The sequence below is a fragment of the Streptomyces ureilyticus genome, from assembly GCF_011045025.1.
Taxonomy (GTDB): Bacteria; Actinomycetota; Actinomycetes; order Streptomycetales; family Streptomycetaceae; genus Streptomyces; species Streptomyces ureilyticus.
Map to the genome: position 1 here is coordinate 13,662 of NZ_JAAKZX010000077.1, position 26,335 is coordinate 39,996.

Sequence of the window (26,335 nt, forward strand, 5' to 3'; positions counted from 1 at the left end):
CTCCCAAGAGACCCAGTCGCCGCCGGCGAGGGCGGCCGACCCGCAATCGGCCGGGGGTCCGGAGGCCGTCCCCCGGGAGACACAGACCTTGCCGGTCAGGGCGCCCGCGTCCGGCCGAGGCCAACAGGGCAGAATGGGGCCGGACTAGCGAAGGAGACTTACGTGGCCATCCGTGTCCTACTGGTCGACGACCAGCCGCTGCTGCGAACCGGCTTCCGGATGATCCTGGAGGCGGAGCAGGACATCGCGGTCGTGGGCGAGGCCGGAGACGGCCTCCAGGCACTCGACCAGGTACGTGCCCTGCAGCCCGATGTGGTTCTGATGGACATCCGTATGCCGCGGATGGACGGTGTCGAGGCGACCCGGCAGATCACCGGCCCCGGCCGGGACGGACCCGCGAAGGTCCTGGTGCTGACCACTTTCGACCTCGACGAGTACGTGGTGGAGGCGCTGCGTGCGGGCGCCAGCGGTTTCCTGCTCAAGGACGCCCCGGCCAACGAGCTGGTGCAGGCGATCCGCGTGGTCGCCGCGGGTGAGGCGATGCTCGCGCCGAGCATCACGCGCCGGCTGCTCGACAAGTACGCGGGGCATCTGCCCTCGGGCGACGAGCCGGTGCCGGACACCCTGCACACGCTGACGGAGCGTGAGGTCGAGGTGCTGAAGCTGGTGGCCCGCGGCTTGTCGAACGCGGAGATCGCCGCGGACCTCTTCGTGAGCGAGACGACGGTCAAGACGCACGTGGGCCACGTCCTCACCAAGCTGGGCCTGCGGGACCGCGTACAGGCGGCGGTGTACGCGTACGAGAGCGGACTGGTGCGCCCCGGCGCGCAGTGACCGACCGCGCCGACCGCGCACCCGTATACGGCGATGGCCGCCCCCTCCGAAGACAGGGGGCGGCCATCGCCGTATACGTACAACCGTCAGTCAGACCGTCAGTCCTTGCTGATCTCCCAGAACCGGAACACGGTCGACGCGTCGAGGCAGTACTCCAGGCCGTACACATTGTCGCGGACGACCGCGTACTGCTTGGCCTGCCAGATCGGGAGGACCGGGACCTCCTCGGCGACGATGTCCTGGAGCCGCCCGTACTGCTGCTCGGTCGAGGCGCGGTCGCTCAGGGCGGCGGTCTCGGGGATGAGCTGCCCGGTGACCGTGGAGTTCGTGTAGCCGTTGCCGAGGACGTTGCCCTCGCCGAAGAACGGGGCGGTGAAGTTGTCCGGGTCGGGGTAGTCCGGCACCCAGCCCTTCACGTACACGCCGTACTTGCCGGCCTCGATGTCCTTCTCGTACTGGTCGTAGGCGACCGACTTCACGCTCGCGTCGAACAAGCCGCTGGCGTTGAGCTGCTTGGCGATCGCGTTGAACTCCTGGTCCGTGGACGGGCCGTAGCGGGCGGGCGTGGACCAGAGGGTCAGCTTCACCTTGTCGGTGATGCCGTCGGCGCGCAGTACGTCCTCGGCCTTGGTGCGCGAGGGGCGGGCGCCGTAGGTGTCGAAGAAGGCCGTGTTGTGGCCGGTGATACCGGCCGGGATGATCGAGTACAGCGGTGTCGCCGTGGACTCGTAGACCTCCGCGACGAGGGCCTCGCGGTCGAGGAGGTGGGCGATCGCCTTGCGGACGCTGAGCTTGCCCGCTACCGGGTCCTGGGTGTTGAAGACCAAATGCTGCACTTCGGCGCTGGTGCCCTCGATGACGTCGATGCCCTGGCTGGTGGACGTGTCGTTCTCGATGTCCGCGACGTCCTGGGCGGCGAGACCGCGGTAGGCAACGTCGACCTTGGTGTCGGTGAGGGCCTTGCGCAGGCCCTTGCGGTCGCCGTGGAAGAACTTGAGGGTCACGCCGGAGTTCCGTACGTCGGCGTTGCCTTCGTAGTTCTCGTTGACCGAGAAGACGGCCTCGTCCTCGCTGAAGGAGTCGAGTTGGTACGGGCCCGAGCCGACGGCCTTGCCGTCCTCGCGCAGCCCGTCCGCGTCGTACTCCCGGTGGTTCACGATCGAGCCCGCGCCGGAGGCGATCTTGCTGGGGAAGGTGGCGTCGGGGACCTTCAGCTGGAAGACGACCGTCTTCTCGTCCGGAGTCTCGACCTTGTCGAGCATGGGGAACATGATCGCCGGGCCCTCGGCGTCGTTGATCTTCATCATGCGGTCGAAGGAGAACTTGACGTCCTCGGAGGTGAGTTCGTCACCGTTGCTGAACTTCAGACCGTCGCGCAGGGTGCACTCGTAGACCCTGGTGTCCCCGTCCGTGAAGGAGCACGATTTCGCGGCCTCCGGCTCCGGTTCCGTGCCGCCCTTGGGGAAGCTCAGCAGGGACTGGAAGACGTTGTTGAACAACAGCCAGGAACCCGGGTCGTAGCCGGAGGCGGGGTCGGTGGCCAGGACGTCGTCGGTCATCCCGATGGCGATGGAGGAGCCGGTGCCTCCGGATCCTCCCCCCTGGGAGCCGCAGCCGGTCAGCAGAGTGCCGGCCAGCACCGTCGCTATGGACAGAACCGGCCATTTGGTGCGCATGTTCACGAACGTGTGCCTTGTCGTTGGTCGAACGCGTTGGTCAAACGCGTTGGTCGAAGAAATTCGCTGACGCCGTGGTGGGGTCAGTCGCTGACGCCGTGGCCCAGCTCCCAAAGCTGAAGCGTGGCGGTGGAGTTGAGGGCCCGTTCGGCGCCGGTGATGTCGTCCCGGGCGGCGATGTACTGCTTGCCCTGCCACAGCGGCAGCACGGGCACGTCCTCGGCGACGATGTTCTGGATCTCCTCGATGCTCCGCGACGCGGTGAGCCGGTCGGCCTGCCGGCGGGACTCCGGGATCAGGGAGTTACGGATCTCGGGGTTCGCGTAGGTCGAGTTGAGGGTGTTGTTCTTGTCGAGGAACGGCGCGAGGTAGTTGTCGGCGTCGGGGAAGTCGGGGAACCAACCCATGCCGTAGACCCCGTACTTGCCCTTCTGCTCGTTGGGGCGGAACGTCCCCCACTTCTCGCCCTTGATGTCGACCTCGAACAGTCCGCTGTCGTTCAGCTGCTTCTTCAGCTGCTCGAACTCCTCTGTGGTGGCTGGCCCGTAGTGGTCGTCCGTGTAGTGCAGGGTCAGCTTCACCGGCGTGGTGACGTTCGCCTCGGACAGCAGGGCCTTGGCCTTGGCGGTGTCGGGCGCGCCGTACTTGTTGAAGAACGAGTTGGCGTGGCCCGTGACGGTGGTCGGCACCATGGAGTACAGCGGGTCGGCGCCGGTGCCGTACACATCGGAGACGAGTTCACCGCGGTTGATGACCTGTGCCATCGCCTGACGGACGGCCTTGGACTTCACCGACGGGTCGTTGGTGTTGAAGCCCAGGTAGCGGATCTCCAGGCCGGGTTGCTCGATCAGATCGATGTCCGTGGACTTGGCGTTCTGGAGCTTCCGGATCTGCGCGGGCGACATGGTGCGGGCCATCATACTGATCTCGCCCTTGTTCAGCGCGGTACCCATGGCGTCGGCGGTGCCGAAGGAGCGCAGCTCGACCTTGTCGTTCTTCACCTTCAACTGCCCCTGGTAGTTGGGGTTCTTGGTGAAGACGGCGTTGACGAGTTTGTCGTTCTTGACCTCGGCCTCGAGGGTGTACGGGCCGGAGCCGTCCACCGCGAATCCGTCGCGCAGCTTGTTCTTGTCGTAGTCGTCGGGGTTGACGATGCCCGCGACCGGCGTGGACAGCTTGAACGGGAACGTGGCGTCGGCGGTCTTGAGGTGGAAGATCACCTCGTGGTCGCCCTTGGTTTCGACGGTGTCGATGCTCGAGAGCAGTGCGAAGACTCCGCTGTCGGCCTGGATCCGCAGCGCGCGTCCGATGGAGAACTTCACGTCGTCCGCGGTCACGGGGTCGCCGTCGGCGAACTTGAGGCCCTCGCGCAGGGTGCACGCGTACCGCTCGTTGCCGGTGTCGGTGAAGCCGCAGCGCTCGGCGGCCTCGGGCTGGGGGTCGCCGCCGCCGTCGGGCAGGGTCATCAGCGTCTGGATGGTCTGCCGCAGGACGTTCCAGGGGCCGACGTCGTACGCGTACGCCGGATCCAGTGGCGCGGGTGCCTCCTTCGAGGCGGCGAACCGGTCGGTGGTGCCCACGACGATCGCGTCGTCGCCGGCGGCCCCGCTGTCGGACCCGCCACAAGCGACGAGGACCGGGGCGAGCAGGCCGATCACGGCCGGCAGCACCAAGGTCTTTCGGTTCATGCTCGAAGTTCTCCAGAGCTTTCGATCCGCGAACCCGGCAGGCGGGGTGTTGCCGACGGGTCGCGGGTGTTACGGCGAGGTTCTCGCCATGAGATTAGTCCGCACCAGCAGGACGTCTCGCCGTGACCGGAGTTGACTCCTCGTCACGCTGTGAAACCGGGTATGGACGCACCGAAAACCCGACACGGGAAGGATTCGCGCACGGCTCCATCAAACAGGACACAAAGGCATGTCTCGTACCGCCAGTAAGGGACTTACGGCATATCGCGGGCCCTATGTCGACCCTGCTGGCGGGTGGTGAACATCACAGGTCCAACAGGGGTAGGCGGCACAGCAATTCAGCCATACGGCGGAGATTGAATTACTCGGGTGGCCTGCACACGTAGTTGTTTCTGGCTTTATCTCGTATTCAACTTTTCACGGATGGTGAGCGCTCGGCGCATTCCCAACCGCAAGCAGTCGCCAAGCAGTTCGCGACCAGTCCTCAGACCGTCAGCAGGCCGCGCAGGAAGGTCAGGTCGACCTCTTCCAGCGAGGGCACGACGGTGCGCCGGACGGCCGCGGTGATCGGTGCCACGGAGGGTACGGCCACCACATGGCAGCCCGCGGCTTCGGCGGACGCGATACCCGTCGCGGTGTCCTCGATGACCACGCACCTGGCCGGGTCCGCGCCGAGGCCCGCAGCCGCGAGCAGATACGGGTCGGGGTGCGGCTTGGTGCGCTCGATCTCGTCCCCCGCGACGGTCAGCCCGAAGTTCGCCGGGCCGAGCGAGGTCAGTACGCGGTCGATGATGCGGCGGTGCGAGGCGGAGACCAGAGCCGTGGGGATCTCGTGCGCGGCCAGTTCGGCGAGCAGCCTCGCGGCGCCGGGCATCAGCGGCAGGGCGCGGCTGATCCGGTCCTCGAATCCGTCGTTCAGCAGCACCGTGAGCTCGGCGAGGGTGATGTCGGCTCCGGTGGCCTCGATGAGGAAACCCGCGCTGCGGGTCATGGGACCGCCGACCACGACATGACGCCAGGAGTCGTCGAGCTTGTGGCCCAGGCGTGCGAACACCTCGACCTCGGCGTCCCACCAGAAGCCCTCGGTGTCCACCAGGGTTCCGTCCATGTCGAGGAGCACGGCCTGCAAGGCGGAGCCTTCGGCCGTACGGGTACCGAGTGCGGGGACCGTACTGGTCATACGGGCACACCTCCGTGAGGGACGAGAAGGCCGGCTCCTGGTGAGGAACCGGCCTGCGCTGGACCGACCAGTGTACGACTCTCACGGCGGAAACGCTGCGTTTAACCGATGCGTGCGAGGGCACACTGTAGGCCCGCCGTGGGGCCATCTCAGCGTGTCCTCGCACCCAGTGGCACGGGCCCCCGCGAGCCCGCCCCAGTCTCAGCTCAGCGAGCGTTGAAGTACTTCGCCTCGGGGTGGTGGATGACGATCGCGTCCGTGGACTGCTCGGGGTGGAGCTGGAACTCCTCGGACAGCTGGACGCCGATCCGCTCCGGCTCCAGCAGTTCGGCGATCTTGGCGCGGTCCTCCAGGTCCGGGCAGGCGCCGTAGCCCAGCGAGAAGCGGGCGCCGCGGTACTTCAGGGCGAACATGTCCTCGATCTCGGCCGGGTCCTCACCGGCGAAGCCGAGTTCGGAACGCACGCGCGCGTGCCAGTACTCCGCCAGGGCCTCCGCCAACTGCACGGACAGGCCGTGCAGTTCGAGGTAGTCGCGATAGGCGTCGGAGGCGAACAGCTTCGCCGTCTCCTCGCCGATCCGGGAACCGACGGTGACGACCTGGAGGCCGACCACGTCCGTCTCGCCGGACTCCTCGGGGCGGAAGAAGTCGGCCAGGCACAGCCGGCGGCCACGGCGCTGGCGCGGGAAGGTGAAGCGGGTCCGCTCGTTGCCCGCCTCGTCCAGCAGGATCAGGTCGTCGTCCTTGGACACGCACGGGAAGTAGCCGTAGACCACGGCCGCTTCCAGCAGGTTCCCGGTCTGCAGCTGGTCCAGCAGTCCCCGCAGCCGCGGCCGGCCCTCGGTCTCCACCAGCTCCTCGTACGTCGGCCCGTCGCCCGTACGCGCCTGCTTGAGGCCCCACTGGCCCTTGAACAGCGCGCCCTCGTCCAGCCAGGAGGCGTACTCCTTGAGCTGGATGCCCTTGATGACGCGGGTTCCCCAGAACGGCGGCTCCGGGATGGGGTTGTCGATGGCCACGTCGGAGCGGACCGCGCCCTCCTCGGGGCGTTCCTCGACGACGGTCTGGGCGGTGGCCCTGACCCGGCGCTGCTTCAGCTCGGGCAGGCTCGCGCCGGGCACCCCGCGCTTGACCGCGATCAGCGCGTCCATCAGCCGCAGGCCCTCGAACGCGTCGCGGGCGTAGCGGACTTCGCCCTCGTAGACCTCGTGCAGGTCCTGTTCGACGTACGCCCGGGTCAGTGCCGCTCCGCCGAGGATGACCGGGTAGTCGGCGGCCATCTTGCGCTGGTTGAGCTCCTGCAGGTTCTCCTTCATGATCACCGTGGACTTGACCAGGAGGCCGGACATGCCGATCACATCGGCCTTGTGCTCCTCCGCGGCCTCCAGGATCGCGGAGACGGGCTGCTTGATGCCCAGGTTGACCACGTTGTAGCCGTTGTTGGACAGGATGATGTCGACCAGGTTCTTGCCGATGTCGTGCACATCGCCGCGCACGGTGGCGAGCACGATGGTGCCCTTGCCGGCCTCGTCGCCCTCGACCTTCTCCATGTGCGGTTCGAGGTAGGCGACCGCGGTCTTCATGACCTCGGCGGACTGGAGCACGAACGGCAGCTGCATCTGGCCGGAGCCGAACAGCTCGCCGACCACCTTCATGCCGTCAAGGAGCGTCTCGTTGACGATGTCCAGGGCCGGGCGCTCCTGGAGAGCGTCGTCCAGGTCCTGTTCGAGGCCGTTCTTCTCGCCGTCGATGATGCGGCGCTTGAGGCGCTCGTCCAGCGGCAGCGCGGCCAGCTCTTCGGCGCGGCCCGCCTTCAGGGACTTGGTGGTGGCGCCCTCGAACAGGGCCATGAGCTTCTGAAGCGGGTCGTATCCCTCGGCGCGGCGGTCGTAGATCAGGTCGAGGGCCGTCTGGACCTCTTCCTCGGTGAAGCGGGCGATCGGGAGGATCTTCGACGCGTGGACGATCGCCGAGTCCAGGCCGGCCTTGACGCACTCGTCCAGGAAGACCGAGTTGAGCAGGACGCGGGCGGCCGGGTTGAGGCCGAAGGAGATGTTCGACAGGCCCAGCGTGGTCTGCACGTCCGGGTGGCGGCGCTTGAGTTCGCGGATCGCCTCGATGGTGGCGATGCCGTCCTTGCGGGACTCCTCCTGGCCGGTGCAGATGGTGAAGGTCAGGGTGTCGATGAGGATGTCCGACTCGTGGATGCCCCAGTTGCCGGTCAGGTCGTCGATCAGCCGCTCGGCGATCGCGACCTTGTGCTCCGGGGTACGGGCCTGGCCCTCCTCGTCGATGGTCAGCGCGATCAGCGCGGCACCGTGCTCCTGGGCGAGCTTGGTGACCTTCGCGAACCGGGACTCGGGCCCGTCGCCGTCCTCGTAGTTGACCGAGTTGATGACCGCGCGGCCGCCGAGCTTCTCCAACCCGGCCCGGATCACGTCGACTTCGGTGGAGTCCAGGACGATCGGCAGCGTGGAGGCGGTGGCGAAGCGGCCGGCCAGCTCCTCCATGTCGGCGACGCCGTCCCGGCCCACGTAGTCCACGCACAGGTCCAGCATGTGGGCGCCCTCGCGGATCTGCTCGCGGGCCATCTCCACACAGTCGTCCCAGCGGGCCTCCAGCATGGCCTCGCGGAACTTCTTCGAGCCGTTGGCGTTGGTGCGCTCGCCGATCGCCATGTAGGCGGTGTCCTGGCGGAACGGGACCGTTTGGTAGAGGGAGGCGGCGCCGGGCTCGGGGCGCGGCTGCCGCTCGGCGGGCGTCAAGTCCCGTACGCGCTCCACGACCTGGCGCAGATGCTCGGGGGTCGTACCGCAGCAGCCGCCGATCAGGGAGAGGCCGTATTCGCGTACGAAGGTCTCCTGGGCGTCGGCCAACTCCGGCGCCGTCAGCGGGTAGTGGGCGCCGTCCTTGCCGAGGACCGGCAGGCCCGCGTTCGGCATGCAGGACAGCGGGACGCGGGAGTGGCGGGCCAGATAGCGCAGGTGCTCGCTCATCTCGGCGGGACCGGTCGCGCAGTTCAGGCCGATCATGTCGATGCCCAGTGGCTCCAGCGCGGTCAGCGCCGCGCCGATCTCCGAGCCGAGCAGCATGGTGCCGGTGGTCTCCACCGTCACCGAGACGATCAGCGGCAGATCGACGCCGAGGGACTCAAGGGCCCGGCGAGCGCCCAGTACCGACGCCTTGGTCTGCAGCAGGTCCTGGGTGGTTTCGACGAGGAGCGCGTCGGCGCCGCCGGCGATCATGCCCTCGGCGTTCTGCTGGTAGGCGTCGCGCAGCACGGTGTACGGGGCGTGGCCCAGCGTCGGAAGTTTGGTGCCCGGGCCCATGGAGCCCAGGACCCAGCGCTGCTGTCCGGTGTTCTGGGTGAACTCGTCGGCGACCTCGCGGGCGATGCGCGCGCCGGCCTCGGACAGCTCGTGGACGCGCTCGGCGATGTCGTACTCGCCGAGCGCCGCGTGGTTGGCGCCGAAGGTGTTGGTCTCGACGCAGTCGACGCCCGCGGCGTAGTACGCCTCGTGGACGGTGCGGACGATGTCGGGGCGGGTGAGGTTGAGGATCTCGTTACAGCCCTCGAGGTTCTCGAAATCCTCGAGCGTCGGGTCCTGAGCCTGCAGCATCGTGCCCATGGCGCCGTCGGCCACCACCACTCGGGTGGCGAGCGCCTCACGAAGGGCGGTGATGCGGGTCCGGCTGTCGGCGGAAGGGGTTGGCGACGAGGCCATGAAAGGGCTCCCTGTTGTGCGACGGCTGTCGGCTATGCGGCTCCCGGCGGAGGACGCACCAAGCCAGGGTAGCCGGGAGCGGTTCGGACGGTCAGGGGAGTCCACGGGACGGACGGGCGTTGCGGACGCGGTCCAGGTGAGGTTCCGTCCGGGACGCGTGACGACAAGTGACGGCCACCTATTGGCGGGAGGTCGACAACGACCGATAGTGTTCAGCATTGTCGAACGGCGGCAGCAGAGCCGCATGTCGACGGTCGAAGGGGACGGAGGCAGGACTGCGATGGCACGGAACATCCAGTCGCTCGAACGGGCGGCCGCGATGCTGCGGCTCCTCGCGGGCGGTGAGCGACGGCTCGGCCTGTCGGACATCGCCTCCTCGCTCGGTCTCGCCAAAGGCACCGCCCACGGCATACTCCGCACGCTCCAGCAGGAGGGCTTCGTCGAGCAGGACGCCGCCTCCGGTCGCTATCAGCTGGGCGCGGAGCTGCTGCGGCTCGGCACCACGTACCTGGACGTCCACGAGCTGCGCGCGCGTGCCCTCGTCTGGACCGACGACCTGGCGCGCTCCAGCGGCGAGAGCGTCTACCTCGGGGTCCTGCACCAGCACGGCGTGCTGATCGTGCACCACGTCTTCCGGCCCGACGACAGCCGTCAGGTCCTGGAGGTCGGTGCCATGCAGCCGCTCCACTCCACGGCGCTGGGCAAGGTGCTGTCGGCGTACGACCCGGTGGCGCACACCGAGGTCGTGGAGGCCGAGCGCAAGGGGTTCACGGCGCGCACCATATGCGAGTTGGACGCCCTGGAGGAGGTCCTGGACCTCACGCGCGCGCGTGGGTTCGCGGCCGACGTGGAGGAGACGTGGGAGGGCATCGCGTCCGTCGCCGCGCCCATCCACGACCGGCGGCGGATGCCGGTCGGCGCGGTGGGCGTCACCGGGGCCGTGGAGCGGGTCTGTCCGAACGGGGAGCTGCGTCCCGAGCTGATCGCGGCGGTACGGGACTGCGCCCGCGCCGTGTCACGGGACCTGGGCGCCGGGCGGTTCTGAGCGCCCGTAGAAGACCAACAGGAGATCAGCAGTACAGAGGGCCGGGGTGTCGGCGGCGGATTCGTCGACACCCCGGCCCTCTGTCGATCAGTAACGATCAAGAGGCCGGGGAGAGATTCGGCAACAGAGCTCTTGACGTGCCGCGGAGCCTGGGACAAGACTCGCGTCCATCGGTCGGCATTGTCGAACACCTACCGGCAATACGCGCTAGAGTGTGGCAACGCCAAGGGCCGGCATCGCTCTCATCCTCGAGAGCACGGACCACCGGAGGGACCCGGGGTTCGGCATTCCCCTGGACGAAGGACAAAGGAGTCGCGGGTGTCCAGCTCCGACATCTTCATCGGCGAGACCATCGGTACCGCCATACTCATCCTCCTCGGCGGCGGAGTCTGCGCCGCCGTCACACTGAAGGCCTCCAAGGCGCGTAACGCCGGATGGCTCGCCATCGCCTTCGGGTGGGGCTTCGCGGTACTCACCGCCGTCTACACCTCGGCACCTCTCTCCGGTGCCCACCTGAACCCCGCCGTCACGCTCGGCATCGCCATCAAGGACGGCGAGTGGGGCGATGTCCCCACCTACTGGGCGGGACAGCTCCTCGGCGCCATGATCGGCGCGGCGCTGGTCTGGGTCGCGTACTACGGACAGTTCCACGCCCACCTCACCGACCGCGAGATCGTCGGCGGGCCGGGCGCACAGGACGTCAAGTCCGTCGAGGCGCGGGAGGCGGCGGCCGGCCCGGTGCTCGGCATCTTCTCCACCGGCCCCGAGATCCGGATCGCCGTGCAGAACCTCGCCACGGAGATCATCGGCACGGTCGTGCTGGTGCTCGCGGTCCTCACCCAGGGCCTGAACGACAGCGGCAAGGGCCTCGGCACCCTCGGCGCGCTGATCACCGCGCTCGTGGTCGTCAGCATCGGCCTCTCGCTGGGCGGTCCGACCGGGTACGCCATCAACCCGGCGCGCGACCTCGGCCCGCGTATCGTCCACGCCCTGCTTCCGCTGCCCAACAAGGGCGGTTCCGACTGGGGCTACGCCTGGATCCCGGTCGTCGGTCCGCTGATCGGCGGAGCTGTCGCCGCAGGTATCTACAACGTCGCTTTCGCTTAGAGCGGCACGGTCCTTCAGCGCCGTACGTTCACTTGTAGCCGCAAGCGCCCCGTAAACCAGCCCAGTGAGCCAGCTTCTTAGACCGCCTCTTTGACCACGGAATTTCAGGAGCACACCGTGACCGACGCCCACACCGCAGGTCCCTTCATCGCCGCCATCGACCAGGGCACCACCTCCAGCCGCTGCATCGTCTTCGACCGCGACGGCCGGATCGTCTCCGTCGACCAGAAGGAGCACGAGCAGATCTTCCCCAAGCCGGGTTGGGTCGAGCACAACGCCGCCGAGATCTGGACCAACGTCCAGGAGGTCGTGGCCGGTGCCATCGAGAAGGCCGGCATCACCCGCGACGACATCAAGGCCATCGGCATCACCAACCAGCGCGAGACCACGCTGCTGTGGGACAAGAACACCGGTGAGCCCGTCCACAACGCCATCGTCTGGCAGGACACCCGTACCGACGCCCTCTGCAGGGACCTGGGCCGCAATGTCGGCCAGGACCGCTTCCGCCGCGAGACGGGCCTGCCGCTCGCCTCGTACTTCGCGGGGCCGAAGGCCCGCTGGCTGCTCGACAACGTCGAGGGCCTGCGGGAGCGCGCCGAGGCCGGCGACATCCTCTTCGGCACCATGGACTCCTGGGTCATCTGGAACCTCACCGGCGGTGTCGACGGCGGCCGCCACGTCACCGACGTCACCAACGCCTCCCGCACCCTCCTCATGAACCTGCACACGCTGGAGTGGGACGAGAAGATCGCCGAGTCCATCGGTGTCCCGCTGGCGATGCTGCCCGAGATCCGCTCCTCCGCCGAGGTGTACGGCGAGATCACCGGCGGCAAGCTGGGAGACCTGCTCGGCGGTATCCCGGTCGCCTCCGCGCTCGGCGACCAGCAGGCGGCCCTGTTCGGCCAGACCTGCTTCGCCGAGGGCGAGGCCAAGTCGACGTACGGCACCGGCACCTTCATGCTGATGAACACCGGTGACAAGATCATCAACTCGTACTCGGGCCTGCTGACCACGGTCGGCTACCGGATCGGCGACCAGGCGCCGGTCTACGCCCTGGAGGGCTCCATCGCCGTCACCGGCGCGCTGGTGCAGTGGATGCGCGACCAGATGGGCCTGATCAGCACGGCCGCCGAGATCGAGACACTGGCCTCGTCGGTGGAGGACAACGGCGGCGCCTACTTCGTACCGGCGTTCTCCGGCCTGTTCGCCCCGTACTGGCGCCCGGACGCCCGCGGTGTGATCGCCGGCCTGACCCGCTACGTCACCAAGGCGCACATCGCGCGTGCCGTGCTGGAGGCCACCGCCTGGCAGACCCGCGAGATCAGCGACGCCATGACCAAGGACTCCGGCGTCGAGCTCGCCGCCCTGAAGGTCGACGGCGGCATGACCTCCAACAACCTGCTGATGCAGACCCTCTCGGACTTCCTGGACGCCCCCGTGGTGCGCCCGATGGTCGCCGAGACCACCTGCCTCGGCGCCGCCTACGCCGCCGGTCTCGCCGTCGGCTTCTGGACCAACACCGACGACCTGCGCGCCAACTGGCGCCGGGCCGCCGAGTGGACCCCCAACATGGCCGCGGAGAAGCGCGACCTGGAGTACAAGAGCTGGCTCAAGGCCGTGGAGCGGACCATGGGCTGGCTCGAGGACGAGAGCTGACGAGCGCCGGCGCGAGCTGACCAGCGCTCCGAGAAGCTCTGACAAGGAGTAAGAATCCGCATGACCAGTCAGTCCACCCTGCAGTCCGTACCTGCCCTCGGTACGCGCCCGGCCTCCGGCTTCCACCCGAGCCGCGCCGAGACCCGGGAGCGGCTCTCCAAGGCGACGTACGACCTTCTCGTCATCGGCGGCGGCATCCTGGGCATCTCCACCGCCTGGCATGCCGCGCAGTCCGGGCTGCGGGTGGCGCTGGTCGACGCCGGCGACTTCGCCGGTGCCACCTCCTCCGCCTCCTCCAAGCTGCTCCACGGCGGTCTGCGCTATCTGCAGACCGGCGCGGTGAAGCTGGTCGCGGAGAATCACTTCGAGCGCCGTGCGGTCTCCCGCCAGGTGGCCCCCCACCTGGCGAATCCGCTCACGTTCTACCTCCCCGTGTACAAGGGCGGGCCGCACGGCGCGGCGAAGCTGGGTGCCGGTGTGTTCGCGTACTCGGCGCTGTCGGCGTTCGGTGACGGTGTGGGTCATCTCCTGAGCCCGGCGAAGGCCGCGCAGGACGTGCCCGAGCTGCGTACGGACAACCTCAAGGCCGTGGCCGTGTACGGCGACGACCAGATGAACGACTCCCGGATGGCGCTGATGACGGTCCGCGCGGCCGTCGAGTCGGGTGCCGTCGTCCTGAACCACGCCGAGGTCACCGGGCTGCGCTTCACCAGGGGCCGGGTGAGCGGCGCCGAGCTGCGCGACCGCCTCGACGACAGCGAATTCGGGGTGTCGGCCCGCCTGGTGCTCAACGCGACCGGGCCGTGGGTCGACCACCTGCGCCGGATGGAGAACGCGAACGCGGCGCCTTCCATACGTCTGTCGAAGGGCGCCCACCTCGTCCTCAAGCGGACCGCGCCGTGGAAGGCCGCGCTGGCCACCCCGATCGACAAGTACCGCATCACCTTCGCCCTCCCCTGGGAGGACATGCTGCTGCTCGGCACGACCGACGAGGCGTATGAGGGCGACCCCGCGGACGTCGCGGTCACCGAGAAGGACATCGCGCAGATCCTGGACGAGGCCGCCTTCTCGATCCGCGACCAGCAGCTGTCCCGTGACCTGATCACGTACTCCTTCGCGGGTCTGCGCGTCCTGCCCGGCGGTCCCGGCGACACCTCGAAGGCCAGGCGGGAGACGGTCGTCACCGAGGGCGCGGGCGGCATGCTGTCCGTCGCGGGCGGCAAGTGGACGACCTTCCGCCACATCGGTCGTACGGTCATGAAGCAGCTGGAGTCGCTGCCGGGCCGTCCGCTCGGCGAGGACTTCGAGCCGGTCTCCGAGCTGCCGAAGAAGCTGCCGCTGCCGGGCGTCGCCAACCCGCGCGCGGTCGCGCACCGCCTGCTCGTCGACCACCCGGCACCGGGTCCGGGCATGGCGCCGGACACCGCCCGGCACCTGGCCACCCACTACGGTTCGCTGGCCTTCGACATCGCCCGCCTCGCGAACGACGACCCGGACCTCGCCGAACGGGTCCACCCGGACGCCCCGGAGATCTGGGCGCAGGTCGTCTACGCCCGGGACAACGAGTGGGCCGAGACGGCGGACGACGTACTGCGCCGCCGTACGACCCTGACGATCCGCGGGCTTGCCACGGACGAGGTCCGCGGCAAGGTGCAGGACCTTCTCGACAAGAAGTAGGGGGCACGCACTCCCCCCTCTGAGGGGCGGCTTCCATTCATATGGGGCCGCCCCTCCCCCGTGTCGTACATGTCGTGGATGATCGTCCCGCACGGGGCTCACCAGGGCCGTCGAAGCCCCATAATGAGACATCGGATGTCTGAGCGACATATCTGATCGACAGGGAGGCCCCGCCATGGCAGTCACCGATGAGGCGATCGAGAAGATCAAGGGAATGATCGTCTCCGGCGCGCTGCGCCCCGGCGACCGGCTTCCCAAGGAGAGCGAACTCGCCGCCGATCTGGGCCTGTCCCGCAACTCCCTGCGGGAGGCCGTACGGGCGCTCTCCCTGATCCGCATCCTGGACGTTCGGCAGGGCGACGGCACCTACGTCACCAGCCTGGACCCGCAACTCCTCCTGGAGGCGCTGAGCTTCGTCGTCGACTTCCACCGCGACGACACGGTCCTGGAGTTCCTGGCCGTACGCCGCATCCTGGAGCCGGCCGCTACGTCGATGGCCGCCCTGCGCATCAGCGAGCAGCAGATCGACGCGCTCACGGCGCAGCTGGACGCGCTGGGCGCCGCGCCCTCGGTGGAGGAACTCGTCGCCTGCGACCTGGAGTTCCACCGCGGCATCGTGCAGAGCTCCGGCAACTCCGTGCTCTGCTCGCTCCTCGACGGTCTCTCCGGGCCCACCACGCGGGCCCGCATCTGGCGCGGGCTGACCCAGGAGGACGCGGTCAGCCGCACCCTGCACGAGCACCGCGCGATCCTGGCGGCCCTGCGCGACCGCGACGCGGAGGCGGCCCGCTCCTGGGCGACGGTGCACATCGCGAGCGTGGAGCAGTGGCTGCGCTCGACTCTGTGAGCAGGCCGCGCGCCCCGTCCGGGACGCGCACGGCGCTCACCAACCGCTCGATTCACCTCTACGCGCCCCGCCACACCGGCACCAACAGTCCCGTCGCCGGACGTTCTCCCCGTGGGACGCACAGTCCCGCAAGGGGCGAGCAGTACGGAGGTGGAACGCCATGCGTGGGCGGGAAATCTGGACGAGACGCGGACTATGGGTCGGCATTGGGTGTGCGGCGTTGGTCGTGCTGGCCGCCACGCTCAGGTCGGTCGGCACCGGACACAGTGGGCAGGTGCAGTTCGACGGCGCCGCGTTCGTCGTGTCCGTCGTCGGCGTCGTGGTGTCCGTCGCGGCGCTGCTCGCGGATGCCCTGCGCCACACGGACGCACCCTCGGTTCCCGGCACCGTGTGGCGGGAGACCGCCGACGCACTCGCCGAGGCGGTACGGGCCCAATGGGCTCAGGAGGCGCGGCTGCGACGGCTGCAGGACCCGGAGCCGCTGAGCGTCCGCTGGACGCGGGCCGACCGACTGCTCACGGACGACACACAGAACATCCGGCGGGGCCGACCGGTGCCGGAGCCCCGGGACGGCGACAACCGGCTGGGCTCGATCGCCGCGGCCTTCGAGGCGGTGCCGTCCCGGCGCATGGTGGTGCTCGGAAGCCCCGGTTCGGGCAAGAGCGTGCTCGCCGTGTGCTTCACCCTCGACGTGCTGAAGGTGCGCGCTCCCGGCGCGGCGGTGCCTGTGATCTTCCCGCTGGCGGCCTGGGACCCGGGCACCACTGGACTGCGTACCTGGCTCGCCGAGCGTCTCGCCGCGGAGTATCGGCCGCTCGCTGCCACCACCGGCGGCACCACACTGGCCGACGCATTGCTCGACGCGGGGTTGATCCTGCCCGTGCTCGACGGTTTCGACGAGCTGCCACCGGCGTTGTACGGCACCGCGATGCGCAGGCTCAACGCCGAGCTGGACGACGGCATGCCGGTACTCGTCACCTCGCGGACCACGGCCTGGCGCCGCGCGATCGCGTCCAGTGACGTGCTCACCGGCGCCGAGGTACTGGAACTACTCGCGCTGGACTTCGCCGAGACGGAGTCGTACCTGGAGCGCACGGCGCGTCCGGTACGGGGCCCCGACGGCCGCCGCGGCACGGTGTGGACGCCCGTGCTGAACTCCCTGCGCGAGGGTCCGCATACCCCGGCGGCCGGCGCACTCCTGGACGTACTGACCAATCCCCTGATGGTGGCACTGGCACGCACGGTGTACGGCGACATGTCACGCGACCCACAGGAACTCCTCGACGACCGTCGCTTCGGGACGGCGGCCCTGATCGAGGAACACCTCCTCGACGCGTTCGTGCCGGCCGCGTTCGGTCACGGTGTGGTCGACACGCGGTGGCGAGCGACGGATGCCAGGCGCTGGCTCTCCTGGCTGGCCCGCGAGTTGGAACGGCGAGAGCCCAAACGGCTCGCCTGGTGGGAGCTGTACCTCTCCGTGCCGCGGGCGCTGCGGGTGTGGGCCCCCGCCCTGCTCGCGCAGCTGCTCACGTTCGCCATCGCCGCCCCCATCCTGCTCTCCAGCGTCGCGGGCGATGTCTTCGTCTTCGACGACGGACCGTCGCTGGCGGCCAATCTGGTCGGCAATCTGATCGGGTTCGCTGGCGGGCTGAGCCTGCTTCTGCCCGCGTCCGCGCGGCGGCGGACAGAGCGCGCGACCCTGCTCCGGCATCTCGGGGTCTGCGTGGTGATCGCCACCGTGGCCGCCCTCGGGTATGGCCTCACCGGTGGATCCGTGCAGTTCGGACTTCAGTTCGGCACGGTCACGGACGGCTGGGTGCCCGAGCTGTTCGGGGGTGCAGTCTTCGGAGTGCTGATCGCCTTGTTCTTCGCAGTCGCGGGGCTGGCCCGCCATGCGGCGCCGTTGGGGCTGCCCTGGGCGGGCAGCCCCAACGGTCGGCTCACGGCACGGGCCGGGAGCGCCCTCCTCGCCTTCGCGGGGCTTGTCACGCTGAGGCCGTGGCTGTTCGGGCACGGCATCGGTACGTGGCCGATGGTGGCGGGCACCCTGTGTGTCGCCGCGGCCCTGTGCCTGTGGGCGGCGGCGTCGCGCCAGGGCGGCAGGGCAGCCGTCTCCCAGGCCGGAGCGGGCCGTATCGCCCAGCGCTTCCTGAGCGGACTGCTCCACGGTTCGGCCGTCTGCCTGCTCATCGGGGTGGCGGCCGGCGCGGTGGTGGGCGCGGTCGGCTTCGCGGTCTCCGCGGTGGAGGTCGCAGGGGCGCCCGATCTCGACGGCAAGCGGCTCGCGGGATGGTCGCACCGGGAGACACCCGACGGCGGCCGGACCGTGGAATCCTCGACGAACATCGCCGGGATTCTGGTGTACCCACCCGGGACCGCCCACCCGGCGGCGTACCCGGACGGCAGCCGTCCGCCGAGCTGCGGCCGATGCAAGTCGTTCGACACCCTGGTGACCTTCCGCGTTGCCCATGGCGACCTGCGGATCCTCGTCGACGGCGGCCGTCCGGCCAATGCGGTGAACATGCTGCCGGAGCTGCCCGAACAGTCCCGGTCCTGGCTCGCTCAGCGCGCCGCCCGGGATCCGCTCGACCAATTCCTCGCCCCAGGTGCCGCGGGCGGAGTCCTGATCGCACTGATCGGCGGACCCGCCGCGGGCCTCTACCGTGCTCTCAGCACCCCGTCCGACCTCATCCGGGCAGCCAATCCGCAGGCCACTCTGCGTACGGATCGCATGGCGTCGCTGGCCCGGGCCGGCGTCGTGGCGGTCATGACGGGCGGCGTATGCCTGGTCCTGGCCCGGGCGTTCGCGTCACAGGGCGGGCTCGACCATGTCGCCGCGCAGATGTGGGTGCCCATGGGCACCGCCGCGCTCGCACTCACCGCTTGGGGCCAATTGGCCGTCGCCCGGGTCTGGCTGGCCACGACGGGGCGGCTGCCGTGGCGGATCATGACGTTCCTCGACGAAGCGCACCGCAGAGGGGTGTTGCGGCAGTCCGGCGCGCACTACGAGTTCCGTCATCTGCGCATGCAGCAACGACTCGCCTCGGCCGCCGAGCCGTCCGACGACGGCACCCGGGTCACCGCTTCGCCGTAGGCGGCTCAGTCCTGCTTCTCGCCGCTCGCCGAACCGGGAGATCACCGATGCCACGATGGTGATCGCCCCGTTGAGGAACTGGTTCCACAGGGCGGGCACGCCGCCCAACGTCATGACGTTCACGACGAGTTGCGGGTCAGTACGCCGGTGAGGGCGCCGAAGAGGGTGCCGCGGCTGCCCTTCAGGCTGATGCCGCCGATCACCGCTGCCGCGAACAGGTCAGTTGTGCGGCGCAGGCGAGGGCGGTTGTCGTACGCAGTCTCATCGGGGCTCACTCTTTTGTGAAGGATGCTTCGAAGTCTGCCAGACGCGCCCGTCCGGACAGGTGTGCTCGGCGATCGACTCGGGGCGCATCCGCGGGCCGAGAACCCCGGCGAGCTCGGCGTCAGACAGCGGCCGGTGCCACGACGACCGCCGGGTCGGTGAATTGCTCGTGGAAGTGGTCGACGTACTCGATGACCCGGTTCTCGCGGCTGCCCGAGACGGCTGCACGAAGTCGACGGCGCCTGCCTGGAGAAGCTGCTTGAGGATGACGCGGTTGGCGACGCGCTCGCCGGTAGCGACCGGGACGGGCTGAGCAGCGCGCACGCCCGTGTGCCCCAGGCCGTCGTCGGGCTGGTGGGCTCCTCGATCCAGTACGGGTCGTACGGGCGAGCCCAGCCAGCCACGTGACCGCGTCGGACACGGTCATCCGATGTATAGCGCCGACACCGGACAGTGTCTGGGCGCAACGTTTGAAATTGATCAGAGGCCGAGGTCGGAAACAGCTCGGATGACTGTGGGGTGTTCCGGGGTGGCGAACGGGGCAGTGATGCGTCACTCCCCCATGCAAGGGGGCTGCGGGCGCCCTGCACGCACGCCGTAAGGTTGGGGCGTACGTGAGGGCACGTCGGAAGGAGGCGCTGGGTGATCGAGCTCGAGGGGGTTCCCGAGCTGGTCGACCCGGTCATGGTGGCCGCGTTCGAAGGCTGGAACGACGCCGGCGACGCCGCCTCCACCGCGGTCGCGCATCTCGACAGGGAGTGGAAGGGCGAGGTCTTCGCGGCGCTCGACGCCGAGGACTACTACGACTTCCAGGTCAACCGGCCCACGGTGTGGCTGGACGGCGGCGTACGCAAGATCACCTGGCCGACGACCCGGCTCTCCGTGGTCCGGGTCGGGGGCGAGAAGCCGCGTGACCTGGTCCTGGTCCGCGGCATCGAACCGTCCATGCGCTGGCGCTCGTTCTGCAACGAGATCCTGGGCTTCGCCCATGAGCTGGGTGTGGAACTGGTGGTGATCCTGGGCGCCCTGCTCGGCGACACCCCGCATACGCGTCCCGTCCCGGTCAGCGGCGTCACGTCCGACGCGGACCTGGCCCGCACCATGGACCTGGAGGAGACCAAGTACGAAGGCCCGACGGGCATCGTCGGCATCCTCCAGGAGGCGTGCACGCACGCGGGCGTACCGGCGGTCTCCTTGTGGGCGGCCGTGCCGCACTACGTCTCGCAGCCGCCGAACCCGAAAGCGACGCTGGCCCTCCTCAACCGCCTGGAGGACCTCATCGACATGCGTATCCCGCTGGGCGAGCTGCCCGAGGACGCGCGGGCCTGGCAGTTGGGCGTGGACCAGCTGGCCGCGGAGGACAGCGAGGTCGCCGAGTACGTGCAGTCGCTGGAGGAGGCCCGGGACACCGCCGAGCTTCCCGAGGCATCGGGCGACGCGATCGCCCGCGAGTTCGAGCGCTATCTGCGGCGGCGGGACGGCGGTGGCCCGGCGGCGGGCCAGGCCGGCGGTCATGCCACGGAGAGCGGCGACCCCGCCCCCTTCCTGAGGGACAACCCGGGCGGCCGTCCCCGGCCACCGAAGCCGCAGCGCCCGGGGGCCGATGACGAGGGCTCAGCTGACGACTCGTCGGAGGACTGAACCGTAAGAGCGGAACCACAAGGGCGGTGCGTACGCGACGCACCGCCCTTGGTTGCTTCCGAAAGCCCTCTTTACAGGGCCACCCCTAGGAGCGCGTCCACGGCACGCGATACGACACCGGGGGCGCCCTCGTCGCTGCCGCCCTGTTCCTTCTGCAGGGCGGCCCAGCGGTCGACTGCGGTGAGCGCGGCCGGCGCGTCCAGGTCGTTCGCGAGGGCCTCGCGAATCTCCTCGACGAGCGCGTCGGCGGGCGGTCCGTCGGGCCGCGACACGGCGGCCCGCCAGCGCTCCAGCCGCGCGAGGGCGTCCTGAAGGACCTGGTCGGTCCACTCCCAGTCGGCCCGGTAGTGGTGCGAGAGCAGGGCGAGCCGGATGGCCGCCGGGTGGACTCCGTCGCGCCGCAGCTTCGACACGAAGACCAGGTTGCCCTTGGACTTCGACATCTTCTCGCCGTCGAGCGCGACCATGCCCGCGTGCACGTAGGCCTGCGCGAAGGGGAACTCCCCGGTCAGCGCCTGCGCGTGGGAGGCGCCCATCTCGTGGTGCGGGAAGGCGAGATCGGAGCCGCCGCCCTGGATTTCGAAGCCCATGCCCAGGTGGTCGAGGGCGATCGCGACACACTCGATGTGCCAGCCGGGCCGGCCCCGGCCGAGCGAACCGCCGTCCCAGCTTGGCTCGCCCTCCCGGGCGGCCATCCACAGCATCGGGTCGAGCGGGTTCTTCTTGCCGGGCCGCTCCGGGTCGCCGCCGCGCTCGGCGGACAGCAGCCGCATCGCGGCGGCGTCCAGCCCGGACACCTTCCCGAAGTGCGGGTCCGCCTCCACGGAGAAGTAGACGTCGCCCTCGAGTTCGTACGCGGCTCCGGCGTCGCGCAGCCGCTCGACGAGCGGGACGATCCCGGGTATCGCCTCGACGGCGCCGATGTACTGCTTCGGCGGCAGCATTCGCAGGGCGGTCATGTCCTCGCGGAAGAGGGCGGTCTCCTTCTCGGCGAGCGCCGCCCAGTCGACGTCGTCCCGGGCGGCGCGCTCGAGAAGCGGATCGTCGATGTCCGTCACGTTCTGGACGTAGTGAACCTGCCGCTTGGTGTCGAGCCACACGCGCTGAACGAGGTCGAACGCGTTGTAGGTCGCCGCGTGACCGATGTGGGTCGCGTCGTACGGAGTGATGCCGCAGACGTAGATACGGGCGACAGGTCCGGGATCGAGGGTGATCAGACCCCCGGTCGCGGTGTCGTGGATCCGGAGGTCGCGGCCCTGTCCAGGCAGGGCGGGGACCTCAGAAGCGGGCCAGGCATACATGTCTCGAGCCTAACCGGACGCATCTTCCGTATACGAACCGCATCGGCCCTGGTGGCCGGGAGGGCCCTCTTGCGTACGGGGCTGCCGCGTGCGTCGCGCTGCTACACGGGCGGCCACGGGATCGCCGGCCACTCCCCCGAGGGCTCCGGGTGCCGCCCCGAGGTGAGCAGATCGGTGACACGCGCGCGCGTGGCGTCCAGTTCGACCGGTGTGATGAGCTCAGCAAGCCGCAGCCCCAGCGCACCGTCGAGGGCCTCCTTGAGCCCTGCGAGGACGTCGACGGCCTCAGCGGTGAGCTTCTCCCCCGCCCAGCCCCACAGCAGCGTGCGCAGCTTGTTCTCGGTGTTGAAGGTCACTCCGTGGTCGATGCCGTACAGCCGTCCCTCGGCGGTGGGCAGCAGATGCCCGCCCTTGCGGTCGGCGTTGTTGATCACGGCGTCGAGCACGGCGAGCCTGCGCAGCCGCTCGTCGTCGGCGTGCACGAGCAGCGCCGTACGCCCCTGGCCGACCTCGGCGAACCCGACGGCCTTCCAGCCCTCGCCGGGCTCCTCGCCGTCGACCAGCGCGAGCAGCTCGGCGCCGGGCACCGGCTCGATCCACTGCTGGCACATGCCCTCGCCGTACGGCCCGTCGCGCAGCACGGTGGCGGGGACGAGCTCCCAGCCGGTCGCCTCGGACACCTCGTAGGCGGCGACCTCCCGCTGGGCGAGGGTGCCGTCGGTGAAGTCCCACAACGGGCGCTCGCCGGCGACCGGCTTGTAGACGCAGGACTCGGTGCGGTCCTCGTACGTCACATCGCACAGGAGCACCGCGTTGGAGGCCTCACGCACCTGGCCGCGCACCGTCAGCTCGCCCTCGGCGAGCAGCTCGGCCGTGCTCATGCCTCGCGGCGGTATCCGTTCTGGCGCGGACATACGTGTCCTTCCGGATCGAGCGGGAGGCTGCACAGCGGGCAGGGCGGCCGTCCCGCGTTGACGACGTCGAGGGCGCGCTTGGCGAAGGCCCTGGCCTGTGCGCCGGTGAGGCGGACCCGGAGCATCGGCGGGCCGTTCTCCTCGTCCTGGAGGAGCCGCTCCTCAGCGGCGGCGAGGTCCTCCTCGGAGTCTGCGTCCAGCTCGACGAGCGCCTGCGCCTCGACGATCATGCGCTGCTCGTCACCGTCCCAGGCCAGCGCCATGGTGCCGACCCGGAACTCCTCCTCCACGGGAGTCTCAAGAGGTTCGGTGTCCGAGACTTCCGTCGGGGCCACCGCCGGGACGGCCGCACTGCCTCCCGTACGTCGTACGACCTCGTCGAGAAGCTCGTCCATCCGCTCGGCGAGCGCCGCCACCTGCGTCTTCTCCAGAGCCACGCTGGTCACCCGGGGCCCGGCGGTGGCCTGCAGGAAGAAGGTACGGCGCCCGGGCAGCCCGACCGTACCGGTCACGAAACGGTCCGGTGGGTCGTAGAGGAACACCTGACGGGACACGTCCTGTCTCCATTGGATCGAGTGCTTCTGCCATCGACTGCGTCTGCTGCTGACAACTGCTGCGCTGCTTCGACCGCTTCACCCTACTGCGGCCGACGATCACGGTGCGCCCGCACTGCCACCCACCGTGGCGTCACCGCCCGAGGCCTCCTCGCGCGGCGCGAGGGAGGTCAGATCGCCGGTGTCCCCGAGGCGTACGAGGAACGGCCGCAGTCGTGTGTAGTTGATCGCGGTGATGGAACAGGGTTCTACGGAAATCCGCTGGAAGAGGTCCAGATGAAGCCCCAGTGCGTCCGCGACGAGGGACTTGATGACGTCGCCGTGGGAGCACATGAGGTACACGGCGTCGGCGCCGTGATCGCGCTCCACGCGCGCGTTCCACTCGCGTACGGCTTCGGCGGCCCGGGTCTGCATCGCCCGCATCGACTCGCCGCCGGGGAACGCCGCGGCGGACGGATGCGTCTGTACGACCTGCATCAGCGGTTCGTCCATCAGCTCGGCGAGCTTGCGGCCCGACCAGTCGCCGTAGTGGCACTCCCCGATGCGCTCGTCGGTGTGCGCGGACAGTTCGGGCCGGGCGTCGAGGAGCGGCCGCAGGGTCTCCTGGCAGCGCTGCAGGGGGCTGGTGACGACCTCGGATATCGGCAGCCGGGCGAGCCGCCCGGGCAGCGCGGCGGCCTGTTCGGCGCCGCGCTCGTCGAGGGCGACGCCGGGCGTCCAGCCGGCGAGCAGTCCCGCGGTGTTGGCGGTGGAACGTCCGTGCCGGACAAGGATCAACGTGGGCATGCGCTCCAGCGTAAGCCGCGGCCGGGATGTGCCTCCGGTCCGGAAGGAAGTACGGGAGTTCCGCAGGGTCGCCTGTCGGGCTCCACGCGCGCGTGCCCTCGTACTCGTGCCCTGTAGGGGCGTTGTGTACGGGCGGCACGCGCGCGTGGATGACGCCGTTACACGAACTCGGGTGCTGCCGAAGCCGGTCCTCCCAGGGCGTCGCGGCGCTCCGGCATCGTCAGGGAGACCATGCGGCGCCAGCCGCCGAGCCGCTCGTACAGGTAGACGGCGTGGATGCCCGCGGCGAGGACGCCGGACTTGGCCTTCGACCAGCCGAGGATGCGCCCCATGCCGGCCATCACGGCGAGACTGACGTCCCGGTAGATGCGGATCTCGGCGAGCGCGCACTCGCGCAGGGTGCGCTGGATCATCCGGCCGTGGCCCGCCGCCGCGAAGCGCAGCAGTTCCTCGTGGCAGTACGCCAGGTGGTTGTCCTCGTCGTTGGAGATCATCTTGACGGCCCGGCCGAGGTCGGGATGGTCGGCGAAGTGCTTGCGGAGGAGCTCCATCTCCTCGGAGGCGCGCTGTTCGGTGACCCTGCTGTGCGCGAGGTAGGTGACGATGTCTTCGACGGTGAGCGCCTGGTCGCCCTTGAGCTTCTCGTGGGCGAGGCCGATGCCGTTGTTCTCCAGGAGCATGGTGTAGTCGGTGGCGGGCGGGATCTCGACGGGTTCGAGGCCGCGCTTCTTCATGAGGGCGTTGAAGATGCGCCCGTGCTTGTCCTCGTCGGCGCCATGGCGGGTGATCTTGGGTGCGAGCGCGCGCTCGCTCTCCGGTACGAGAGCCGCGATGCGCGCGTTCTCCCAGCCTCCTTGTGACTCCCCGCTGGCGGCGATGGAACAGAAGAGCTGGAACGACTCGTCGTTGTCGAGGATCTCCTGGAACAGACTCTTGGCCGAAAGCATCACTGCCCCTTCTCTGCAGAACTCCCAGAACTCCGCAAAGAACGAGTCAAATGCGCCGTCAGGGGCGCGGCAACACCTGTGTCGGACAAATCCGCCGAACGAAGGACGCCCGGGGCCTCCGCGACGCGTAACCACAGGCCCCGTCGCCGCGTTGTTCCCCGTGACGGCCGTGGCGGGGAAGACCCCCGAGCCCCCACCACGGCCGCGAAAACTCCCCTGGCCGATCCGGAGTCACACTCCGGCCGGTGTCACAGCCCGGCGCGTTCGAGAGCCTCCGTGCCGGCCCGGAGCGAGGCGAGGCGCTCGTCGAGGGTGAAGCCCGCAGGGGCGAGGGTCAGGGTGGTGACTCCGGCTTCGGCATAGGACTTCATCCGGTCCGCGATCCGGTCGACTGAGCCCAGCAGGGTCGTCTTGTCGATCAGGTCGTGCGGTACGGCGGACGCGGCGCCCTGCTTGTCGCCGGACAGGTACTTGTCCTGGATCTCGGCGGCTTCCTTCTCGTAGCCCATGCGCTGGGCAAGCTGGTTGTAGAAGTTCTGCTTGCGGCTGCCCATGCCACCGACGTACAGCGCGGTGTACGGGCGGAAGGTGTCGGCGAGCGTGGCCACGTCCTTGTCGTCGCCGAGGGCGATCGGCAGCGTCGGGCAGACGTCGAAGCCGTCCATCGTCAGGCCGGCCTTCTCGCGTCCCGCGCGCAGGTGTCGGAGCGCGGTCTCCTCCAGGTGTTCGGCGGAGGGGAAGATCAGCAGGGCGCCGTCGGCGATCTCGCCGGTCTGCTCCAGGTTCTTGGGGCCGATCGCCGCGATGTAGAGCGGGATGTGCTCGCGCTGCGGGTGCACGGTCAGCTTGATGGGCTTGCCCGGGCCGTCCGGCAGCGGCAGCGTCCAGTGCTCGCCCTCGTACGACAGACGCTCGCGGGTCATCGCCTTGCGGATGATCTCGACGTACTCGCGGGTGCGGGCCAGCGGCTTGTCGAACTTGACGCCGTACCAGCCCTCGGAGACCTGCGGTCCGGAGACGCCGAGGCCGAGACGGAAACGGCCGCCGGACAGCGAGTCGAGGGTCGCGGCGGTCATCGCCGTCATCGCGGGCTGCCGGGCCGGGATCTGGAAGATGGCCGAGCCGACGTCGATGCGCTCGGTCTTGGCGGCGACCCAGGTGAGCACGGTGGCCGCGTCCGAGCCGTACGCCTCGGCGGCCCAGCAGACCGCGTAGCCGAGGCGGTCTGCCTCCTGGGCCACGGCGAGATTGTCTGCGTCCATTCCGGCGCCCCAGTAGCCGAGGTTGATCCCGAGCTGCATGGCCGATCCCCTTACTGATCAGTAACGTCCCTTGGTCGGCACCTTAGCGCGCCCTCGGGCCCGGCGGCAGGGAGCACCGGTGGGGACGGGTTCGGGGG

The 26,335-nt window shown here is 69.4% G+C and carries 18 protein-coding genes and 2 pseudogenes; 8 read left to right on the forward strand and 12 right to left on the reverse strand.

Annotated features, from left to right (window positions below; genetic code table 11):
- The first annotated feature begins 162 nt into the window (after positions 1-162).
- Positions 163-834, forward strand: coding sequence for a response regulator (locus G6048_RS23425; protein WP_016639462.1), 672 nt, complete (start codon positions 163-165; stop codon positions 832-834).
- Between the two features lie 98 nt (positions 835-932).
- Here the strand turns inward: G6048_RS23425 and G6048_RS23430 are convergent, their stop codons facing one another.
- The 4 genes from G6048_RS23430 to metH all read right to left on the reverse strand — a co-directional run bounded on the left by G6048_RS23430 (position 933) and on the right by metH (position 9,103).
- The gene (locus G6048_RS23430; protein ID WP_165341557.1) at positions 933-2,516 is read right to left on the reverse strand and encodes an ABC transporter substrate-binding protein; all 1,584 of its coding nucleotides are present in this window, start codon (positions 2,514-2,516) and stop codon (positions 933-935) included.
- A gap of 77 nt (positions 2,517-2,593) precedes the next feature.
- Complete coding sequence (locus tag G6048_RS23435) at positions 2,594-4,198, reverse strand: ABC transporter substrate-binding protein (RefSeq protein ID WP_165341558.1); 1,605 nt, start codon at positions 4,196-4,198, stop codon at positions 2,594-2,596.
- A gap of 484 nt (positions 4,199-4,682) precedes the next feature.
- A complete protein-coding gene (locus G6048_RS23440; RefSeq protein WP_165341559.1) occupies positions 4,683-5,378 on the reverse strand; it encodes an HAD family hydrolase in 696 nt (231 codons plus the stop codon).
- Positions 5,379-5,584: 206 nt separating this feature from the next.
- Positions 5,585-9,103, reverse strand: a complete 3,519-nt coding sequence (gene metH, locus G6048_RS23445; RefSeq protein WP_165341560.1) for a methionine synthase — start codon at positions 9,101-9,103, stop codon at positions 5,585-5,587.
- 280 nt (positions 9,104-9,383) lie between these two features.
- On the opposite strand from metH, the gene G6048_RS23450 reads away from it, so the two are divergent.
- The 6 genes from G6048_RS23450 to G6048_RS23475 all read left to right on the forward strand — a co-directional run bounded on the left by G6048_RS23450 (position 9,384) and on the right by G6048_RS23475 (position 18,529).
- Entirely contained in the window at positions 9,384-10,148 is a 765-nt protein-coding gene (locus tag G6048_RS23450) for an IclR family transcriptional regulator (protein WP_165341561.1), read from the forward strand.
- Between the two features lie 318 nt (positions 10,149-10,466).
- Positions 10,467-11,255, forward strand: a complete 789-nt coding sequence (locus G6048_RS23455; RefSeq protein ID WP_165341562.1) for an MIP/aquaporin family protein — start codon at positions 10,467-10,469, stop codon at positions 11,253-11,255.
- A gap of 117 nt (positions 11,256-11,372) precedes the next feature.
- Positions 11,373-12,911 (forward strand): glycerol kinase GlpK, encoded by a 1,539-nt coding sequence (gene glpK, locus G6048_RS23460; RefSeq protein WP_165341563.1) that lies wholly within the window; start codon positions 11,373-11,375, stop codon positions 12,909-12,911.
- Between the two features lie 60 nt (positions 12,912-12,971).
- The gene (locus tag G6048_RS23465; protein WP_165341564.1) at positions 12,972-14,588 is read left to right on the forward strand and encodes a glycerol-3-phosphate dehydrogenase/oxidase; all 1,617 of its coding nucleotides are present in this window, start codon (positions 12,972-12,974) and stop codon (positions 14,586-14,588) included.
- A gap of 175 nt (positions 14,589-14,763) precedes the next feature.
- Positions 14,764-15,435, forward strand: coding sequence for a FadR/GntR family transcriptional regulator (locus tag G6048_RS23470; protein WP_165341565.1), 672 nt, complete (start codon positions 14,764-14,766; stop codon positions 15,433-15,435).
- Between the two features lie 160 nt (positions 15,436-15,595).
- Positions 15,596-18,529: an NACHT domain-containing protein gene (locus G6048_RS23475; RefSeq protein WP_206342035.1), complete on the forward strand. Its 2,934-nt coding sequence runs from the start codon at positions 15,596-15,598 to the stop codon at positions 18,527-18,529.
- A gap of 5 nt (positions 18,530-18,534) precedes the next feature.
- Here G6048_RS23475 and G6048_RS23480 read toward each other — a convergent pair.
- Both G6048_RS23480 and G6048_RS23485 read right to left on the reverse strand, forming a co-directional pair.
- A pseudogene (locus G6048_RS23480) lies at positions 18,535-18,747 on the reverse strand (ABC transporter permease); the annotation flags it as partial.
- A gap of 43 nt (positions 18,748-18,790) precedes the next feature.
- Positions 18,791-19,238 (reverse strand): annotated as a pseudogene (locus G6048_RS23485) (enolase C-terminal domain-like protein); the annotation flags it as partial.
- A gap of 197 nt (positions 19,239-19,435) precedes the next feature.
- Here G6048_RS23485 and G6048_RS23490 point away from each other — a divergent pair.
- Positions 19,436-20,434 (forward strand): PAC2 family protein, encoded by a 999-nt coding sequence (locus tag G6048_RS23490; RefSeq protein WP_165341566.1) that lies wholly within the window; start codon positions 19,436-19,438, stop codon positions 20,432-20,434.
- A 71-nt stretch (positions 20,435-20,505) separates the two neighbouring features.
- On the opposite strand, the gene mshC is transcribed toward G6048_RS23490, so the two are convergent.
- From mshC to G6048_RS23520, 6 genes are all read right to left on the reverse strand, one after another.
- On the reverse strand, positions 20,506-21,735 hold the full coding sequence (gene mshC, locus G6048_RS23495) for a cysteine--1-D-myo-inosityl 2-amino-2-deoxy-alpha-D-glucopyranoside ligase (RefSeq protein ID WP_165341567.1): 1,230 nt from the start codon (positions 21,733-21,735) through the stop codon (positions 20,506-20,508).
- A gap of 101 nt (positions 21,736-21,836) precedes the next feature.
- A complete protein-coding gene (locus G6048_RS23500) occupies positions 21,837-22,616 on the reverse strand; it encodes an SCO1664 family protein (RefSeq protein ID WP_165341568.1) in 780 nt (259 codons plus the stop codon).
- Positions 22,613-23,203 carry a DUF3090 domain-containing protein gene (locus tag G6048_RS23505; RefSeq protein ID WP_165341569.1) on the reverse strand — a complete coding sequence of 197 codons (591 nt, stop codon included), beginning with the start codon at positions 23,201-23,203 and terminating at the stop codon, positions 22,613-22,615. The genes G6048_RS23500 and G6048_RS23505 overlap by 4 nt, the downstream gene beginning before the upstream one ends.
- Positions 23,204-23,302: 99 nt before the next feature.
- Positions 23,303-23,989: a histidine phosphatase family protein gene (locus G6048_RS23510; protein ID WP_165341570.1), complete on the reverse strand. Its 687-nt coding sequence runs from the start codon at positions 23,987-23,989 to the stop codon at positions 23,303-23,305.
- Positions 23,990-24,147: 158 nt separating this feature from the next.
- The gene (locus G6048_RS23515) at positions 24,148-24,936 is read right to left on the reverse strand and encodes a ferritin family protein (protein WP_165341571.1); all 789 of its coding nucleotides are present in this window, start codon (positions 24,934-24,936) and stop codon (positions 24,148-24,150) included.
- A 248-nt stretch (positions 24,937-25,184) separates the two neighbouring features.
- The gene (locus tag G6048_RS23520; protein WP_165341572.1) at positions 25,185-26,237 is read right to left on the reverse strand and encodes an LLM class F420-dependent oxidoreductase; all 1,053 of its coding nucleotides are present in this window, start codon (positions 26,235-26,237) and stop codon (positions 25,185-25,187) included.
- Positions 26,238-26,335: the final 98 nt, after the last annotated feature.

What these genes read in the sequence shown, in the direction of transcription:
- G6048_RS23435 (WP_165341558.1), bottom strand. Translation starts at nt 4,198, where the DNA reads ATGAACCGAAAGACCTTGGTGCTGCCGGCCGTGATCGGCCTGCTCGCC.
- G6048_RS23440 (WP_165341559.1), bottom strand. Translation starts at nt 5,378, where the DNA reads ATGACCAGTACGGTCCCCGCACTCGGTACCCGTACGGCCGAAGGCTCC.
- metH (WP_165341560.1), bottom strand. Translation starts at nt 9,103, where the DNA reads ATGGCCTCGTCGCCAACCCCTTCCGCCGACAGCCGGACCCGCATCACC.
- G6048_RS23450 (WP_165341561.1), top strand. Translation starts at nt 9,384, where the DNA reads ATGGCACGGAACATCCAGTCGCTCGAACGGGCGGCCGCGATGCTGCGG.
- G6048_RS23465 (WP_165341564.1), top strand. Translation starts at nt 12,972, where the DNA reads ATGACCAGTCAGTCCACCCTGCAGTCCGTACCTGCCCTCGGTACGCGC.
- G6048_RS23470 (WP_165341565.1), top strand. Translation starts at nt 14,764, where the DNA reads ATGGCAGTCACCGATGAGGCGATCGAGAAGATCAAGGGAATGATCGTC.
- G6048_RS23475 (WP_206342035.1), top strand. Translation starts at nt 15,596, where the DNA reads ATGCGTGGGCGGGAAATCTGGACGAGACGCGGACTATGGGTCGGCATT.
- mshC (WP_165341567.1), bottom strand. Translation starts at nt 21,735, where the DNA reads ATGTATGCCTGGCCCGCTTCTGAGGTCCCCGCCCTGCCTGGACAGGGC.
- G6048_RS23500 (WP_165341568.1), bottom strand. Translation starts at nt 22,616, where the DNA reads ATGAGCACGGCCGAGCTGCTCGCCGAGGGCGAGCTGACGGTGCGCGGC.
- G6048_RS23510 (WP_165341570.1), bottom strand. Translation starts at nt 23,989, where the DNA reads ATGCCCACGTTGATCCTTGTCCGGCACGGACGTTCCACCGCCAACACC.
- G6048_RS23515 (WP_165341571.1), bottom strand. Translation starts at nt 24,936, where the DNA reads ATGCTTTCGGCCAAGAGTCTGTTCCAGGAGATCCTCGACAACGACGAG.
- G6048_RS23520 (WP_165341572.1), bottom strand. Translation starts at nt 26,237, where the DNA reads ATGCAGCTCGGGATCAACCTCGGCTACTGGGGCGCCGGAATGGACGCA.